A 15,582-nucleotide genomic window follows, 5' to 3' on the forward strand; every position below is an offset into this window, starting at 1 on the left:
AGGGCCGGTCCGTGGAAGCGGATCGGCCCTCAGTCGTCACCGGGCTCCGCCACCGCCCGCTCCAGCTCCGCCTCGACCTCCTGGCGGGAGCGGCCCTCCGTCTTCGCGAACTCCGCCACCGTCGCGCGGACGTCGCGGTCCAGGTCGCGCCAGGCCCGCCAGGCGGTCTCGTACGTCTCGGTCTGGTTCTCGTTCCAGCCGCCCTCCTGGGTCGGCGGACCGAAGGAGTCGCGCAACTGCACGACCCGCGCGTGCGCCTCGGCCACGGCGCGCTGCTTCGCCACGAGTTCCTCGAAGGTGTGTCCCACGCGCGGATCTTACGCACGGACCCGCACACATCCTCCACAACCCGCCCATCAAGGGTGCGCGCGCGATGCGTCGTGCCCTGGACGGGCCATGCCGGGGCCTTGCGGGCCCACGGAACGGCCGAGCGGGCGCGTCCCGGGCTGCGCCGGTGCCGTCGGCCACGCCGATGCCTCCGCCGCCCCGGTCGGCTCCCGCCTTCCCCACTCCCCGCGACAGGCCCTCGCAAAAGGCCGCAGGGACCCTCCCAGGCGGCGTGGGCCGGGCGGCTGCCGTCCGGGTTGCCGTCCGTCGGCCGGAGGCGGGCAGCGGGGCGCTGGAGAGCCGTATACGAGCGACGCGCACGTGCAGACCGGTGGGCCCGCACCGGGCGTACGCGCGGGGCGCTCACCCGCCCAGGGCCCCCGTGGCCGTCAGGAGGCCCCCGTGGCCGTCAGGACGACGCCCGCTCCACCAGTTCCGTCGCCAGTACCACCTGCCGGCGCTCCAGCCCCCGGGACGCCGCCGGGCGGCGGTCGGCGATCTCCGAGAGGAGGAGGTCGATCATGCGGCGGCCCATGTCCTGTATCGGCTGGCGGACGCTCGTCAGCGGCGGGTCCATGTGGCGGGCGATGGCCGAGTCGTCGTAACCGACCAGGGCGACGTCGTCCGGGATGCGGCGGCCCGCCTCGCGCAGGGCCTGGCGGGCGCCCGCCGCCGTCACGTCGGAGGCGGCGAAGATGGCGTCCAGGTCGGGGCAGCGGGCCAGCAGTGCGGCCGCGGCGCGACGGCCGCCCTCCTCGGTGAAGTCACCGGACTCGATCATCTGCTCGTCCACCGCGTGGCCGGCGTCGCGCAGGGCCGCGCGGTAGCCGTCGGAACGCCGCTGGGCGCCGTACACGTCGAGGCGGCCGGTGATGTGCGCTATTCGCCGGCGTCCCCGACTGAGCAGGTGTTCGACGGCTGAGCGGGCGCCGCCGTAGTTGTCGGAGTCGACCGAGGTCAGCGATTCCTGCGCGGATCTCGGGCCGCTGATGACCGCCGGGATCTCGAGCTGGGACAGCATGTCGGGCAGCGGGTCGTCCGCGTGGACGGAGACCAGCAGGACGCCGTCCACCCGGTGGGCGGCCAGATACTCGGCGAGCCGGCGGCGCTCCCGGTCGCTGCCCGCGAAGATCAGCAGCAGCTGCATCTCCGTCTCCGACAGCTCGGCCCCCACGCCGCGCAGCATGTCGGAGAAGTACGGCTCGGCGAAGAACCGGGTCTCCGGCTCGGGGACGACGAGGGCGATGGCGTCGGTGCGGTTCGCGGCGAGCGCGCGGGCGGCCGTGTTCGGGACGTAACCCAGCTCCGCGACCGCCGCCTCGACGGCCGCCCGGGTGGCGTCGCTGACCCGTGGCGAGCCGTTGATCACCCGCGAGACCGTGCCCCGGCCGACGCCGGCACGTGCGGCGACCTCTTCGAGGGTCGGCCGACCGCCGCTGCGGCCCCGCGTTCCGTGGCTTGCCATGGTCTGACGCCCTCCCGTCCTGCACCGTTGGCCTGGAATCTAACAGTGACACCGCCCCTCGGCGCAGGACGGACCGGGACTCCGAGTCGCAGACGGACCGGGGGGTGGATTCCGGCCGGACCGTCGTGTTCCAGTTAACAGGCCGATAACTGAACACACGCTTCCGCGTCCGTGCCCTTGACACCCCCGCTCGAACCCACGAACCTTCAACACATCACCGATGGGAGCGCTCCCACGGTACCTGACACATACACAACCCGCACGTTCCCCGCCCGAGCCGCAGCGAGAACATCTACGGGCAACAACCACGTATTTCTGGCCGGGGGGTCGGCACGTCAGGCAACAGGAGGACGTTATGCGAGCACCTATCCGAATCCGCCGCAAGGCGGTGGTTCTCGCGGCCGTCGCGTCGCTGGGCGCCGGCCTGCTGGCCGGTTGTGCCGATGACGGCGACGACGAGACCAAGTCGTCGGAGGGCGGTGGCGGCAAGACCACCATCACCCTGGGACTCTTCGGCACGTTCGGCTTCAAGGAGGCCGGCCTCTACGACGAGTACATGAAGCTCAACCCCGACATCACCATCAAAGAGAACGTCGTCGAGCGGAACGAGAACTACTATCCCGCGCTGGTCAACCATCTGACCACCAACAGTGGCCTGATGGACATCCAGGGCGTCGAAGTCGGCAACATCGCCGAGGTGGTGCAGACGCAGTCGGAGAAGCTTCTCGACCTTTCGAAGTACGGCAAGAAGGCCGACTACCTGGAGTGGAAGTGGGCCCAGGCCACCACTCCCGAGGGCCAGACCGTCGGTCTGGGCACGGACGTCGGCCCGATGGCCATCTGCTACCGCAAGGACCTCTTCGAGAAGGCCGGCCTGCCGACCGACCGCGAGGAAGTCGGCAAGCTGTGGGCGGGCGACTGGGCGAAGTTCGTCGAGACCGGTCGCGACTACCAGAAGAAGGCGCCCGAGGGCACCACCTTCATGGACTCGCCCGGCGGTCTGATCAACGCCATCCTCTCCAGTGAGGAGGAGCGCTTCTACGACGCCGAGGGCGAGGTCATCTACAAGACCAACCCCGCCGTCAAGAACGCCTTCGACCTGACCGCGGCCGCCGCCGAGGACGGGCTCGTCGGCAACCAGACGCAGTTCCAGCCCGCGTGGGACACCACCATCGCCAACGGCAAGTTCGCGGCGATGTCCTGCCCGCCGTGGATGCTCGGCTACATCAAGGGCAAGTCGAAGCCCGACGCGGCCGGCAAGTGGGACGTCGCCCAGGCTCCGAAGTCCGGCAACTGGGGCGGCTCCTTCCTCGCCGTGCCGAAGGCCGGCAAGAACACCGAGGAAGCCGCCAAGCTCGCCGCCTGGCTCACCGCGCCCGAGCAGCAGGCCAAGCTGTTCGCCGTGCAGGGCAGCTTCCCCAGCACCCCGGCCGCGTACGACACCCCCGAGGTCACCGGCGCCAAGAACGACATGACCGGTGACGCCCCGATCGGCGAGATCTTCGCCGAGGCCGCCAAGGCCAGCCCCGTCCAGGTGATCGGCCCGAAGGACCAGATCATCCAGCAGGGTCTGACCGACAACGGCGTCATCCTGGTCGCCCAGGGCAAGTCGCCCAAGGAGGCCTGGGACAACGCCGTGAAGACCATCGACAACAACCTGGACCAGTGACCCGTATGACCACTGGGCACGACACCGCCGCCGCGTCCCCCGTCAAGGGGGGCGCGGCCCCGGCCCGCTCGTCGAAGAACGCTCCGGACCCGGAGAGCGAGAAGCGCAGGGCCCGGCTGTCCCGCCGCTGGCAGCGGGACATGCGCTGGAGCCCGTACGCGTTCGTCTCGCCCTTCTTCCTGCTCTTCCTGGCGTTCGGACTGTTCCCGCTCGTGTACACGGGCTGGGCCTCGCTGCACCAGGTGGAGCTGACCGCGCCCACCGACATGGAGTGGGTGGGCCTGCGCAACTACACGAGGATCTTCGACGACGACTTCTTCTGGAACGCGGCGAAGAACACCCTCACCATCGGGGTCATCTCGACCGTCCCGCAGCTGCTGATGGCGCTGGGCCTGGCCCACATCCTCAACTACAAGCTGCGCGCCTCGACCTTCTACCGGGTCGTCATGCTCGCCCCGTACGCCACCTCGATCGCCGCCGCGTCGCTGGTCTTCGTGCTGCTGTTCGGCCGCGACTACGGCATGATCAACTGGGTGCTGGGCGGTCTCGGCTTCGACGACGTCGACTGGCAGAACGACAAGTGGCCCTCCCAGTTCGCGGTCTCCTCGATCGTCATCTGGCGCTGGACCGGCTACAACGCGCTGATCTACCTGGCCGCGATGCAGGCGATCCCGCAGGACCTGTACGAGTCGGCGGCGCTGGACGGCGCCAACCGCTGGCAGCAGTTCTTCCACGTGACGCTGCCGTCGCTGCGGCCGACGATCCTGTTCACCGTCGTCGTGTCGACCATCGGCGCCTCGCAGCTGTTCGGCGAGCCGCTGCTGTTCGACGCGAACAAGGGCGCGTCGGGCGGATCCCAGCACCAGTTCCAGACGCTCGGCCTCTACCTGTACGAGCAGGGCTGGGTCAACCAGCACCTGGGCCGCGCCTCCGCGATCGCCTGGGCGATGTTCCTGATCCTCATCCTGATCGGGATCGTCAACTACGTCATCTCGCGCCGGCTGCGCGCCAGTAGTTAGGAGAACCGGCCGTGACGACGACACTGACTCCAGCGGACGACACCGAGAAGAAGCCGGCGCGCGCACGCCGGTCGAAGGCAGCGCGCGCGGGCGGCACCATGCACGCCGGTCCGCTCGCCTATGTGCTTCTGGGACTGTTCACGCTGGTCTCGCTGTTCCCGCTGATCTGGACGGCGATCGCCGCCTCCCGGGACAACGCCCGGCTGGCGCAGAGCCCGCCGCCGTTCTGGTTCGGCGCGAACCTGATGGACAACCTGGAAATCGCCTGGACGGACGCCAACCTGGGCGAGGCGTTCCTCAACACCACCATCGTGGCCGGCATCTCGGCGATCACCATCGTCGTGCTGTCGACGATCGCCGGGTTCGCCTTCGCCAAGCTGCGGTTCAAGGGCCGCAACGCGCTGATGCTGATCGTCGTCGGGACGATGATGGTGCCGCCGCAGCTCAGCGTGATCCCGCTGTACATGATGGTCGCCAAGCTCGACTGGACCGACCAGCTGCAGGCGGTGATCCTGCCGTCGCTCGTCAGCGCCTTCGGTGTGTTCTTCATGCGGCAGTACCTGATCCAGGCGCTGCCCGACGAGATCATCGAGGCCGCCCGGGTGGACGGCGCGAGCAGCTGGCGCGTGGTCTGGCACGTGGTCTTCCCGGCCGCCAGGCCCGCGATGGCCGTCCTGGGCATGCTGATGTTCGTCCAGACCTGGAACGACTTCCTGTGGCCGTTCCTGGTCCTGACCCAGACCGGCAACCCGACCGTGCAGGTCGCGGTGGCGGGCCTGGGCCGCGGGTACACCCCCGACCAGTCCCTGATCATGGCCGGCGCGCTGCTCGGCACGCTGCCCCTGCTGCTCGTCTTCGCGATCTTCGGCAAGCAGATCGTCGGCGGCATCATGCAGGGCGCGGTCAAGGGCTGACGCCCGCCTCCTCCCCGGGGGCCGAGCCACCGCCGCCTCGGCCCCTTTCCTCACTTCCTTCCCCCTCCCCCTACTCGTCGGTCTTACGACCCAATGGGAGCGCTTCCATGCCTGAGCCCGTGAATCCGGCCACCCCGGCGAACCCCGTGACCTTTCCTCCCGCCTTCCTCTGGGGCGCGGCGACGTCCGCCTACCAGATCGAGGGGGCGGTGCGGGAGGACGGCCGTACCCCGTCGATCTGGGACACCTTCAGCCACACGCCGGGCAAGACGGCCGGCGGCGAGACCGGTGACATCGCTGTCGACCACTACCACCGCTTCCGCGACGACGTCGCGATGATGGCGGACCTGGGCCTCGGCGCGTACCGCTTCTCGATCTCCTGGTCCCGGGTGCAGCCCACCGGCCGCGGCCCCGCCGTCCAGGTCGGCCTGGACTTCTACCGCCGGCTGGTCGACGAGCTGCTCGCGCACGACATCAAGCCCGCGATCACGCTCTACCACTGGGACCTGCCGCAGGAGCTCGAGGACGCGGGCGGCTGGCCGGAGCGCGACACCGCCTACCGGTTCGCCGAGTACGCGCAGATCGTCGGCGAGGCCCTGGGCGACCGCGTGGAGCAGTGGATCACCCTCAACGAGCCCTGGTGCAGCGCCTTCCTCGGCTACAGCTCCGGCGTGCACGCGCCCGGCCGCACCGAGCCGGCCGCCTCCCTGCGCGCCGCCCACCACCTGAACCTGGCGCACGGCCTGGGCACCACCGCCCTGCGCTCGGTGATGCCGGCCCGCAACTCGGTCGCGGTGTCGCTCAACTCCGCCTCGGTGCGCCCCCTGTCGCAGGACCCGGGCGACCTGGCGGCGGCCAAGAAGATCGACGACCGGGCCAACGGCGTCTTCCACGGCCCGATGCTGCACGGCGCGTACCCGCAGTCGCTGTTCGACTCGACGGCCTCGCTCACGGACTGGGCGTTCGTCCAGGACGGCGACCTGAGCGCCATCCACCAGCCGCTGGACGCCCTGGGCCTGAACTACTACACGCCCACCCTGGTCTCCTCGGTCGAGAACGCGCCGAAGGGGCCGCGCGCCGACGGTCACGGCACCAGCGAGCACTCCCCCTGGCCGGCCGCCGACGACGTGGCGTTCCACCAGACGCCGGGCGACCGCACCGAGATGGGCTGGACGATCGACCCGAGCGGCCTGCACGAGCTGATCATGCGCTACACGCGCGAGGCCCCGGGCCTGCCGCTGTACATCACCGAGAACGGCGCGGCCTACGACGACAAGCCCGACCCCGACGGCCGGGTGCACGACCCCGAGCGCATCGCCTACCTGCACGGTCACCTGACCGCCGTGCGCCGGGCGATCACTGACGGCGCGGACGTGCGCGGGTACTTCCTGTGGTCGCTGATGGACAACTTCGAGTGGGCGTACGGCTACGGCAAGCGCTTCGGCGCGGTGTACGTCGACTACGCGACCCTCGAGCGGACGCCGAAGTCGAGCGCCCTGTGGTACCGCGAGGCCGCCCGCACGGGCGCGCTGCCGCCGGTCACGGACGTCCTCCCGCCGGTCTCGGAAGCTCTGCCGCCGGTCGCGGAAGCCCTCCCGCCGGTCTCGGAAGCCCTGCCGCCGGTCGCGGAGGTCTGAGACCGGGCGGCAGGGTCGGGGGACGGGGCGCGACACCTGGGGGGGTGTCGCGCCCCGTTTTTGCTGGGCCTGCCCCGTGCAGCATGCGGGGCTTGCTCCTTGCGGGTCGCGGGGCTTGCCGCTCACAGACCGCGGGCTTGCCCCTCGCGGGTCGCGGGGCCTGCTACTTGTAGGCCGCGAACGCCCTGGTGAAGGCGAAGTCCTGCTGGAGGATCGAGCTGCACGTCGGGTCGGCCTGGTTCTTGGCGCCGCCGGGGCACTGCTTGTCGCGGGTGCCCGACCACATGGACAGCCAGCCGAGCCCCTTGGACCTGGCGAAGTTCACCAGCTGGGTGGCGTCCTCCACGGTGAAGATCTCGGTCGTGACGTCGTTGACGCCGATCATCGGGGTGACCGCGACCGTCTTCCAGGCCGCGCTGTCGGAGAGCCCGAGGACGCTCTTGATCTGCGCCTGGGTGGCGGTGGCCGCCTGCTCGGCGTACGTGCCCATGTCACCGCTGTACGCCGGTCCGTAGTCCATCGCCATGATGTTCACCGCGTCGATCCGCACCCCGTTGGCCTTGGCGTCCGCGAGCAGGCCGACGCCGTCCTGGGTGAGGCCCTCGGGCATGACCGGGAGGGTGAAGGAGACGTCCAGCTCCGGGTGGGCACGCTGGAGTGCGGCGATGGCCTGGGCGCGGCGGGTGTTGGCCGCCTTGTCGGGCAGTGCGCCGCCCTCGACGTCGAAGTCGACCTTGGTGAGCCTGTAGGCGCTCACCACCTTCTCGTACGCCGCCTTCAGCGCGTCGGCCGAGGAGCAGGCGGTGGCCAGCTCGCGGCCGGCCGCGCCGCCGAAGGAGACCCGCACGTCACCGCCCTTGGCGCGCAGCGCGCCGATCTGGGCGGCCACCGCGTCGCTCGCCAGGTCGGTGACGCCGCCCCACTTCGGGGTGCAGCCGCCGCCGTCGGTGACGAAGGCGAGGTTGAAGTCCTTCACGCCGGTCGTCTCCGCGCTCTTGAGCAGGTCGAACGCCGGGTGGAGCGAGGTGTCGACGTACGGGGCGAAGGCCGCGCCGGCCGGGGTGCCGGTGCCGGTGCTCTCGGAGGGGGTGGCGGTGGGGGTCGCGGTGGGTGCGGGGGCGCCGGTGCGGGTGGGGGTCGGCGTGGGGGTGGGGGCCGGGGTGGCGGGGCCGGTGGGGCGGCCGGTGGGCTCGGGGGTGGCGGAGTCGTCGGCGGAGCACTTGGCGCCGTCGATGACGCAGCCGGTCGGGTCGCCGGAGCCGTTGACGACGAAGCCGACGGTGACCGACTCGCCCGCGGCCAGGCCCTCCTTGTCCCAGGTGGGCGGCTTCACGGTGACGCGCTGTCCGCTCACGCTCGACTGCCCGTTCCACAGCGAGCCGAGCTTCGCGCCGGCCGGCAGCTCGAACCGGAGCGTCCAGTCGGCCCTGGTCTGCCCGCTGTCGTTGGTGACGACGTACTGCGCGGTGTAGCCCGTCGACCAGTCGCTGGTCCTCGTGTACGCCGCGCCGACGCCGGCCGCCTGCGCGGTGCCGGTGAACAGGAACGCGCCGCCCGCGGCCACGGCCGCCGCCACGGCCCCGCCGATCGCCTTGTTCCTGCCACTGATCCTGCGCCGGTGCGTGGTCATCAACGTGCCTGCCTTCGCTGTTCACGGGGGTGAGGTGCGGCAGCACGCTAGCGATCCGGAACCGGGCGAACGGCCCGATCCGGACGGCGGTCGGTGATCTTAGGGCGGGCTTAAGGGAGGGATCGGGAGCGGTTAAAACCGGCGGTCGATTCGTCCCTCTCCTCCCGCTCGACGGATTGGCTCGGTTTGCCGGTCCTCCTCGGCCTGCTCGGCCGGCGGCGGCGCATGCCCCGGTGACCGCGTCGCACGGACGCGCCCTCCCGGCCGTCCAGCTGGATCCAGATCCGCACCTCCGTGCCGCCCAGCACCGACGACCCGATGCGCACGTCCCCGCCGGTGGCCTCGGCGAGCCGGCGCACGATGTCCAGTCCCAGCCCCGTCGACCCGTCGCTGCCCGATCCCCGGCCGCGCGCCATCGCCGCCTCCGGATCCGGTATGCCCGGCCCCGCGTCGGACACCAGGACGATCACCGCGTCCTCGCCGTTGTGCACGTCGACCGCGAAGGCGGTGCCCTCCGGGGTGTGCCGGAAGACGTTGCCGAGCAGTGCGTCGAGGGCGGCGGCCAGATCGGCGCGGGCCACGGGTATGCGCACCGGCCGGTCCACGCCGGCCACGCGGACCTTGCGGCCCTCGTCCTCCGCCAGCGCCGACCAGAACTCCATCCGTTCGCGCACCACCTCCGCCGCGTCGCACCCGGCGCCGGGGCCGGCCGCCGCGGTCTGCGGCTTGGCCTCCCGCGCGGTGCGGATGATCGTGTCGACCTCGCGCTCCAGCTGGGCGACCGCGGCGCGGGTCTGCTCGGCGGCCGGACCGTCGCCGAGGGAGGCGGCGTTCAGCCGGAGCACGGTCAGCGGGGTGCGCAGCCGGTGCGAGAGGTCCGCGGCCAGCTCCCGCTCGTTGGCGAGCAGTTGGACGACCTGGTCGGCCATGGAGTTGAACGCCACCGCCGCCAGCCGCAGTTCGCGGGGTCCCTGCTCGGGCACGCGCGCTCCGAGCTTGCCGTCGCCCAGTTCGCGCGCGCCCTCGACCAGGCGCTGGGCGGGCTGCACCATCCGCGCGCCCAGCCGGTCGGCGACCGCGACGGAGCCGACGATCAGCGTCAGACCGACGCCGGCCAGCACCGCCCAGGCGGCGCCGACGCCCTTGGAGACGGCGGTGTCGGGTATGTAGACCTCCACGACGGCGATCCGCCCCGAACTCAGCGCCACCGGCTGCAGCAGGGCCGAGCCGCCGGGCGCCTCCGCGGTCGAGGCGCGGCCCATCCTCCGGGTCGCGGCGATGTCCGCGTCCCCGGCCCGCTGCCGGCCGATGTCGAAGGCGTCCGCGCCGTCGCCGCCGGGGAGGTGGACGGCCATGCCCTCGCCGGAACCGGCCGAGGCGACCACGCGTTCGAGCTGGGCTCGGTCGGTGGTGATGGACAGCGCCGGGGCGATCTCCGCCGCGTCGCGCTCGGCGTCGGAGAAGGCGCGGTCGCGGGCCATCTCCCGGATGACCAGGCCGAGCGGCACCGCGAAGGCGACCACCACCATGGCGGTGACCGCGAGCGAGACCTTGACCAGTGCCCATCTCATCGCGCCGGCCCCGTCTCCGCGGCCGGCGGCTCCAGCTTCACGCCGACGCCGCGCAGGGTGTGCAGATAGCGGGGCCGGGCCGCGGTCTCGCCCAGTTTCCGCCGCAGCCAGGACAGATGGACGTCGATGGTCTGGTCGTCGCCGTAGGACTGCTGCCACACCTCCGCGAGCAGCTCCCGGCGCGGCACGACCACACCGGGCCGACCGGCCAGGAAGGCGAGCAGGTCGAACTCGCGCCGGGTCAGGTCCAGCCGTATGCCGTCGAGTTCGGCCTGGCGGCGCAGCGGGTCCACGGTCAGGCCGCCGACGCGCAGTATCGGGGAGGCGGGGGCGTCGCCCGCCGGCGTGCGGGAGCGGCGCAGGACGGCGGCCATCCGGGCGGACAGATGGTCGACGGAGAAGGGCTTGGTCAGATAGTCGTCCGCGCCGGCGTTCAGCAGCCGGACCACCTCCGACTCGTCGTCCCGGGCGGTGGCGATGATCACCGGCACGTCCGTGATGCCGCGCAGCATCTTCAGCGCCTCGGCCCCGTCCAGGTCGGGCAGCCCGAGGTCCAGGATGACCACGTCGAAACGGAAGTGGGCGACCTCGCGCAGCGCCTCGAGCGCCGTGCCGACGCTGCGCACCGTGTGCGAGGCGTCGGTGAGGTGCCGGATGAGCGCCGAGCGTACGAACTGGTCGTCCTCGACCACGAGAACACTTGCCATGCGCCGCACCGTACGCCATCCGGACCGGCCCGGTCCGGGGCCTGTGGACAACCTCTGCCCTGTGGACAACTCCCCGTGACGACCCTGTGGACAACCCCCGTGGCAGTATGACCGCGATGCTCAGAGGACTCGTACACGTACTGGCCTGGTCGCTCGCCACCGGCGCGGCGACCACGCTGTCGTGGTGGGGCGTGCACAGCGTCATGGCGGGGACGGCGTACGACCCGCCGCGCGCCCTTCCGGTCGCGGCGGGCGCCGCCTCGCCCGAGCCGCGGGCCACCTCGGCGAGCACACGGCGTCCGGCGCCGTCGACGAGTCCGGCGCCGGGCGGGAAGCCGTCGCCGGAGCCGTCCGGGGCGCCGGCGACCGGGGCGGACCGTGACCCGGGACCGGACTCGGACTCGGGCCGCACGGCCACCGCCGGACCCGACTCCGCCGCCACGGCCTCGGCCACGGCCGGTGGTTCGGCGTCGGCGGACGGGCCCGGCGAGGTGAGGAGTTACGCCACGGACGGAGGCCGGGTCGTCTTCGACCTGGGGAGGACGTCGGCGACGCTCGTGTCGGCGAGCCCCGGTCCCGGCTGGTCGATGCAGGTGTGGAAGACGCAGACGTGGATCCGGGTGGAGTTCAGCGCGGGCGCCGACCGGGTGTCGGTGTTCTGCACCTGGCACGACGGGCCGCCGCGGGTGGAGATCGGCACGTACTGAGCCGGGCGGAGGCGAGGCGTCCGCCGAGCCGCAAAGGCGGAGACCGGGCGCCGGTCGAACCGGCTGGGACGAGACCGGTGACCGCCGGGCCGGGCGCGGGCGGAGGCCTCCTGCCGGGCGGGTCTCAGCGGAAGACGGACGCGGGCGGCGCGGGTGAGGCGACGGCCGCGGCGTCCGTGACCGGTGCCGCGCCTCCGGCGAAGTCGGTGAGCGCCTTGCCGTGTTCGACCCGGCCGGGGTGCGGGTCGGAGGCGGCGCGGCGGGTCAGCTCGGGGATCGGGAGCGGGCCGTCGGAGGCGACGAGGACGGCGTTGCCGAAGCGCTTGCCGCGCAGCACCGCCGGGTCGGCGACGAGGGCGAGTTCCGCGAACCGGGAGGCCGCGGTGGCGATCTGGCCGCGTACGTGGGCGAGGGGCGGTCCGTCGGCGAGGTTGGCGGCGTACAGCCCGCCCGGCCGCAGCGCCCGGCGCACCTCGTCCAGGTACTCGGTGGAGGTCAGGTGCGCGGGAGTGCGCGCCCCGCTGAACACGTCGGCGACGACGAGGTCGGCCCAGTCGTCCGGAATCTTGCCGAGGCCTTCCCGGGCGTCGGTGGAGCGCACCCGGATCCGCGCGCCGGGGGCCAGGGGCAGCTCGCGCCGGACGAGCCGGACGAGGGCGGCGTCCCGCTCGACCACCTGCTGGGTGGAGCGGGGGCGGGTGGCGGCGACGTAACGGGCCAGCGTGAAGGCGCCGCCGCCCAGGTGGACGGCGTGCACGGGTTTGCCGGGCGGGGCGGCGAGGTCGGCCACGTGGCCGAGGCGGCGCTGGTACTCGAAGGACAGATACGCCGGATCGTCCAGATCGACGTGCGACTGCGGCGCCCCGTCGATCAGCAGCGTCCAGGCCCGCGCCCGGTCCCGGTCGGGTATCAACTGCGCGAGCCCGCCGTCGACGGTTTCGACGACCGAGTCTGCGGCCGGCGCCCGCCGGGGGGTCCTGGACTTTCCCATCGGACCATTTTCGCAAGGCGCGCGGGGTGCCGCCGCCCAGGGCCGGGCAGCGGCACCCGTGTCCGAGGGGCGGGTTCGGCTGCCGCCCGCGTCGCACGCCACCGACGCCATCGGCCCGCGCTGCCGACGCAGCCGCCCGCTGCCGACCGCCGGCGCCGGTCAGCGGCAGCTGTCCGCCGCCTCGATCAGACGGGCCGCCTCGTCCAGGGCCTCGCGCAGGACCGCCGGGTCCGTGGCCGGTTCGGTCGTGCCGGGCGGGAGGAGCCAGGAACCGCCGCCGGCCGTGCCCGTGGCGGGGGGCCGCGCGGGCGGGCCGTTGCCCTCGGCGTGGGTGTGGGTGCAGGTGCTGCCGGGGACGTCCCAGGCGGCCGCGGTGCCCGGGGGCACGACGAAGCCGAGGGTGTCGCCGGTGTCGTCGTGCAGCACGGGGCCGACCGCCTCGTCCCCGGCGCCGCGCCGCAGGATGTCGACCGCCTCCAGCCCCTGCCGGGCCGGCACGGTCACGACGTCCCACGCGCGGGCGTCGAGGTTCCGGCCGGTGTCCGAGCCAACCTCCACCGGAAATCCCTCCTTGAACGAGCACTGAGAACGACGAGGAACGACGAAGAACCACGAGGAACAAGGTCGAACAGGACGGGAATCGGGCCGTTCCCGGTCCACGGTGCTCAACGCACGGCCGCGTCAAGAGCTACGGCCAAAGTGCCCCGCAAAGGATGGCAGTTCATGGCAGATCACGGGCGGGATATCCCTTTTGCCACCAAACTCCGTGTGGTGGACCCGCCCCAGAAGGTACGTTCTTGCCGCCGGAAAACAGGACAGCGCACCGACCACGCGGTCAACTCGTCCCCGCTCCGGCATGGTTCGACGGTTCGCACGAGAGGACCCGGCCATGGCGTCGTCAACGGTGACCTCGTCTCGACCCGACCGCCCGCCCCGGCCCAACCTCGCCTTCCGCCGGCTGCGCGGCCGGCGCTCACCGGCCGAGTTCGCGGCCGCGGTCCGCCGGGCCGCACGGGAGATCGGCGAGCAGGTCAGCTGTGACGCCCGGTACATCGGCCGGGTGGAGGCGGGCGAGATCCGCTGCCCCAACTACGCGTACGAACGGGTGTTCCTGCACATGTTCCCCGGCCGCACGCTCGCCGACCTGGGCTTCGCGCCACGCTCGTCCGTACGCGGACGGGGGGCGCGCGCCGCCGCCGCGGAGCCGCCGTCGGCGCCCACGCCCCGTCCGGAACTCGCCACCCCTGAGACGGAACGGGTGTACGAGCCGTATGACACGCAGGATCCGTACGACACGCACTTCAACTACGAGGAGAGCGACGTGCTGCGTCGCGCATTCATGACCGGGGGCGGCGCCACCGTGGCCGCCGCCTCCCTGGGCCCCTTCGGGCTCGCCTTCGACGCCTCGGCGGCGGAACGTCCGCCCGGCCGCGTCGGTTCGAAGGAGGCCGGCGCCCTCGAGGACGCCGTCCGCAGAATCCGGCTGCTCGACGACCGGCACGGCGCCGACGGCCTCTACCGGCGCGCGGCAGGACCCCTGCGCGCCGCCTACGCGCTGCTCGACGCCGGCGCGACCCGGCAGGCGACCGCCGACCGGCTGTACTCGGGCGCCGGTGAGCTCGCCATCTCCGTGGGCTGGCTGGCACACGACTCGGGCCGGTTCGAGGACGCCCGCTCCCACTACGCGGAGGCGCTCGCCACGGCCCGGATGACCGGCGACGCGGCCCTGGAGGCGCACGCGTTCTGCAACACGGCGTTTCTCGCGCGGGACGCCGGACGCCCGCGCGAGGCGCTGCGCGCCGCGCAGGCCGCTCAGCGCATCGCGCGCCCTCTCGGCTCCGACCGGCTGATGTCGCTGCTAGCGCTGCGCGAGGCCGGCGGCTGGGCCGGGCTCTCCGACCCGACCGGCTGCCGACAGGCCCTCACCCGCGCCCACGCCCTCTTCCAGCGAGGCCCCTCGGACGCCGACCCCGAGTGGATGAGCTTCTACGGCGAGGCCGAACTGGAGGCCCTGGAGGCGCAGTGCTGGTCCACCCTCGGCGACTGGCCGCGCGCGGCCCGGCACGCCCGCCGGGCGGCCGAGCTCCAGGACCCGCACTTCAGCCGCAACATCGCCCTCTACACCGCCGAGCTCGCCGACGACCTCGCCCGCGGCGGCAGCCCCGACGAGGCGGCGGCCGCCGGCATGCGGGTGCTGGACCTGCTGAACCAGGTCCAGTCGTCCCGCATCCGGACCATGCTGGCCGGCACCGCGCGCGTGCTCCTCCCCCACCGGCGCGCCCCGGAGGTGTCGGACTTCCTGGAACGGCACGCCGCCGTGCCGCGCGCGGTGTAGCCGCAGCGGCGGTCAGCCCGCGAGGTGGCCCAGGTCGTTCCAGCTCTCGATCGCCGGCTCGCCGTAGGCCCAGCCCAGCACCGACAGCGAGGTCGGATTCAGCCGGATGCGGGCCGCGAAGTCGAGGGGCAGACCCAGCCAGCGGGCGCCGATGGAGCGCAGGATGTGGCCGTGGGCGAAGATCAGGACGTCCCGGTCCCGTTCGCGCGCCCAGGCGACGACCTCGTCCGCGCGGGCGGTCATCCCGGCGAGGGACTCTCCGCCGGGAACGCCGTCGCGCCAGATCAGCCAGCCGGGCCGGGCTGCCTGGATCTCGGCGGGCGTGAGGCCCTCGTACGTGCCGTAGTCCCACTCCAGCAGCGCGTCCCAGGTCTGCGCGCGGTCGCCGAATCCGGCGATCTCGCAGGTCTCGCGCGCGCGTGCCAGCGGGCTGGTGCGCACCTCGACGCCGCGCAGACCGTCGTACGGCGGCTGGTGCAGCCGCTCCCCGAGCAGCTTCGCGCCCCGCCTGCCCTCGTCGAGCAGGGGGATGTCGGTCCTGCCTGTGTGCTTGCCGGACAGCGACCACTGCGTCTGTCCGTGCCGGGCCAGCAGGATGCGCGGTGCCATG

The 15,582-nt window shown here is 72.7% G+C and carries 14 protein-coding genes; 6 read left to right on the forward strand and 8 right to left on the reverse strand.

Annotated features, from left to right (window positions below; translation table 11 throughout):
• Positions 1–29: 29 nt before the first annotated feature.
• The gene (locus ACZ6KF_RS03090) at positions 30–308 is read right to left on the reverse strand and encodes a hypothetical protein (RefSeq protein ID WP_356627321.1); all 279 of its coding nucleotides are present in this window, start codon (positions 306–308) and stop codon (positions 30–32) included.
• Between the two features lie 428 nt (positions 309–736).
• Positions 737–1,792, reverse strand: a complete 1,056-nt coding sequence (locus ACZ6KF_RS03095; protein ID WP_356627320.1) for a LacI family DNA-binding transcriptional regulator — start codon at positions 1,790–1,792, stop codon at positions 737–739.
• Between the two features lie 355 nt (positions 1,793–2,147).
• Here ACZ6KF_RS03095 and ACZ6KF_RS03100 point away from each other — a divergent pair, with 355 nt between their 5' ends.
• The 4 genes from ACZ6KF_RS03100 to ACZ6KF_RS03115 all read left to right on the forward strand — a co-directional run bounded on the left by ACZ6KF_RS03100 (position 2,148) and on the right by ACZ6KF_RS03115 (position 7,031).
• Complete coding sequence (locus tag ACZ6KF_RS03100; RefSeq protein WP_356627319.1) at positions 2,148–3,461, forward strand: ABC transporter substrate-binding protein; 1,314 nt, start codon at positions 2,148–2,150, stop codon at positions 3,459–3,461.
• Positions 3,462–3,466: 5 nt separating this feature from the next.
• On the forward strand, positions 3,467–4,480 hold the full coding sequence (locus ACZ6KF_RS03105) for a carbohydrate ABC transporter permease (RefSeq protein ID WP_356627317.1): 1,014 nt from the start codon (positions 3,467–3,469) through the stop codon (positions 4,478–4,480).
• 11 nt (positions 4,481–4,491) lie between these two features.
• Positions 4,492–5,394 (forward strand): carbohydrate ABC transporter permease, encoded by a 903-nt coding sequence (locus tag ACZ6KF_RS03110; RefSeq protein WP_356627316.1) that lies wholly within the window; start codon positions 4,492–4,494, stop codon positions 5,392–5,394.
• A gap of 107 nt (positions 5,395–5,501) precedes the next feature.
• Positions 5,502–7,031 carry a GH1 family beta-glucosidase gene (locus ACZ6KF_RS03115; protein WP_469237050.1) on the forward strand — a complete coding sequence of 510 codons (1,530 nt, stop codon included), beginning with the start codon at positions 5,502–5,504 and terminating at the stop codon, positions 7,029–7,031.
• 163 nt (positions 7,032–7,194) lie between these two features.
• On the opposite strand, the gene ACZ6KF_RS03120 is transcribed toward ACZ6KF_RS03115, so the two are convergent.
• The 3 genes from ACZ6KF_RS03120 to ACZ6KF_RS03130 all read right to left on the reverse strand — a co-directional run bounded on the left by ACZ6KF_RS03120 (position 7,195) and on the right by ACZ6KF_RS03130 (position 10,939).
• Entirely contained in the window at positions 7,195–8,661 is a 1,467-nt protein-coding gene (locus ACZ6KF_RS03120; protein ID WP_469237052.1) for a glycoside hydrolase family 18 protein, read from the reverse strand.
• A gap of 110 nt (positions 8,662–8,771) precedes the next feature.
• Entirely contained in the window at positions 8,772–10,232 is a 1,461-nt protein-coding gene (locus ACZ6KF_RS03125; RefSeq protein WP_469237054.1) for a sensor histidine kinase, read from the reverse strand.
• Positions 10,229–10,939, reverse strand: coding sequence for a response regulator transcription factor (locus ACZ6KF_RS03130; protein WP_469158443.1), 711 nt, complete (start codon positions 10,937–10,939; stop codon positions 10,229–10,231). The genes ACZ6KF_RS03125 and ACZ6KF_RS03130 overlap by 4 nt, the downstream gene beginning before the upstream one ends.
• 107 nt (positions 10,940–11,046) lie before the next feature.
• Here ACZ6KF_RS03130 and ACZ6KF_RS03135 point away from each other — a divergent pair, with 107 nt between their 5' ends.
• On the forward strand, positions 11,047–11,646 hold the full coding sequence (locus tag ACZ6KF_RS03135; protein WP_469177824.1) for a hypothetical protein: 600 nt from the start codon (positions 11,047–11,049) through the stop codon (positions 11,644–11,646).
• Positions 11,647–11,770: 124 nt separating this feature from the next.
• Here the strand turns inward: ACZ6KF_RS03135 and ACZ6KF_RS03140 are convergent, their stop codons facing one another.
• Together ACZ6KF_RS03140 and ACZ6KF_RS03145 are read right to left on the reverse strand one after the other, a co-directional pair.
• Complete coding sequence (locus ACZ6KF_RS03140; protein WP_469237057.1) at positions 11,771–12,637, reverse strand: spermidine synthase; 867 nt, start codon at positions 12,635–12,637, stop codon at positions 11,771–11,773.
• Between the two features lie 159 nt (positions 12,638–12,796).
• Entirely contained in the window at positions 12,797–13,195 is a 399-nt protein-coding gene (locus tag ACZ6KF_RS03145; protein ID WP_356627309.1) for a hypothetical protein, read from the reverse strand.
• 331 nt (positions 13,196–13,526) lie between these two features.
• On the opposite strand from ACZ6KF_RS03145, the gene ACZ6KF_RS03150 reads away from it, so the two are divergent.
• Complete coding sequence (locus tag ACZ6KF_RS03150; protein ID WP_469237059.1) at positions 13,527–14,972, forward strand: hypothetical protein; 1,446 nt, start codon at positions 13,527–13,529, stop codon at positions 14,970–14,972.
• Between the two features lie 12 nt (positions 14,973–14,984).
• Here the strand turns inward: ACZ6KF_RS03150 and ACZ6KF_RS03155 are convergent, their stop codons facing one another.
• The gene (locus tag ACZ6KF_RS03155; RefSeq protein WP_356627307.1) at positions 14,985–15,581 is read right to left on the reverse strand and encodes a histidine phosphatase family protein; all 597 of its coding nucleotides are present in this window, start codon (positions 15,579–15,581) and stop codon (positions 14,985–14,987) included.
• Between the last annotated feature and the right edge of the window lies 1 nt (position 15,582).

Source organism: Streptomyces sp. NPDC046379, from assembly GCF_055587785.1.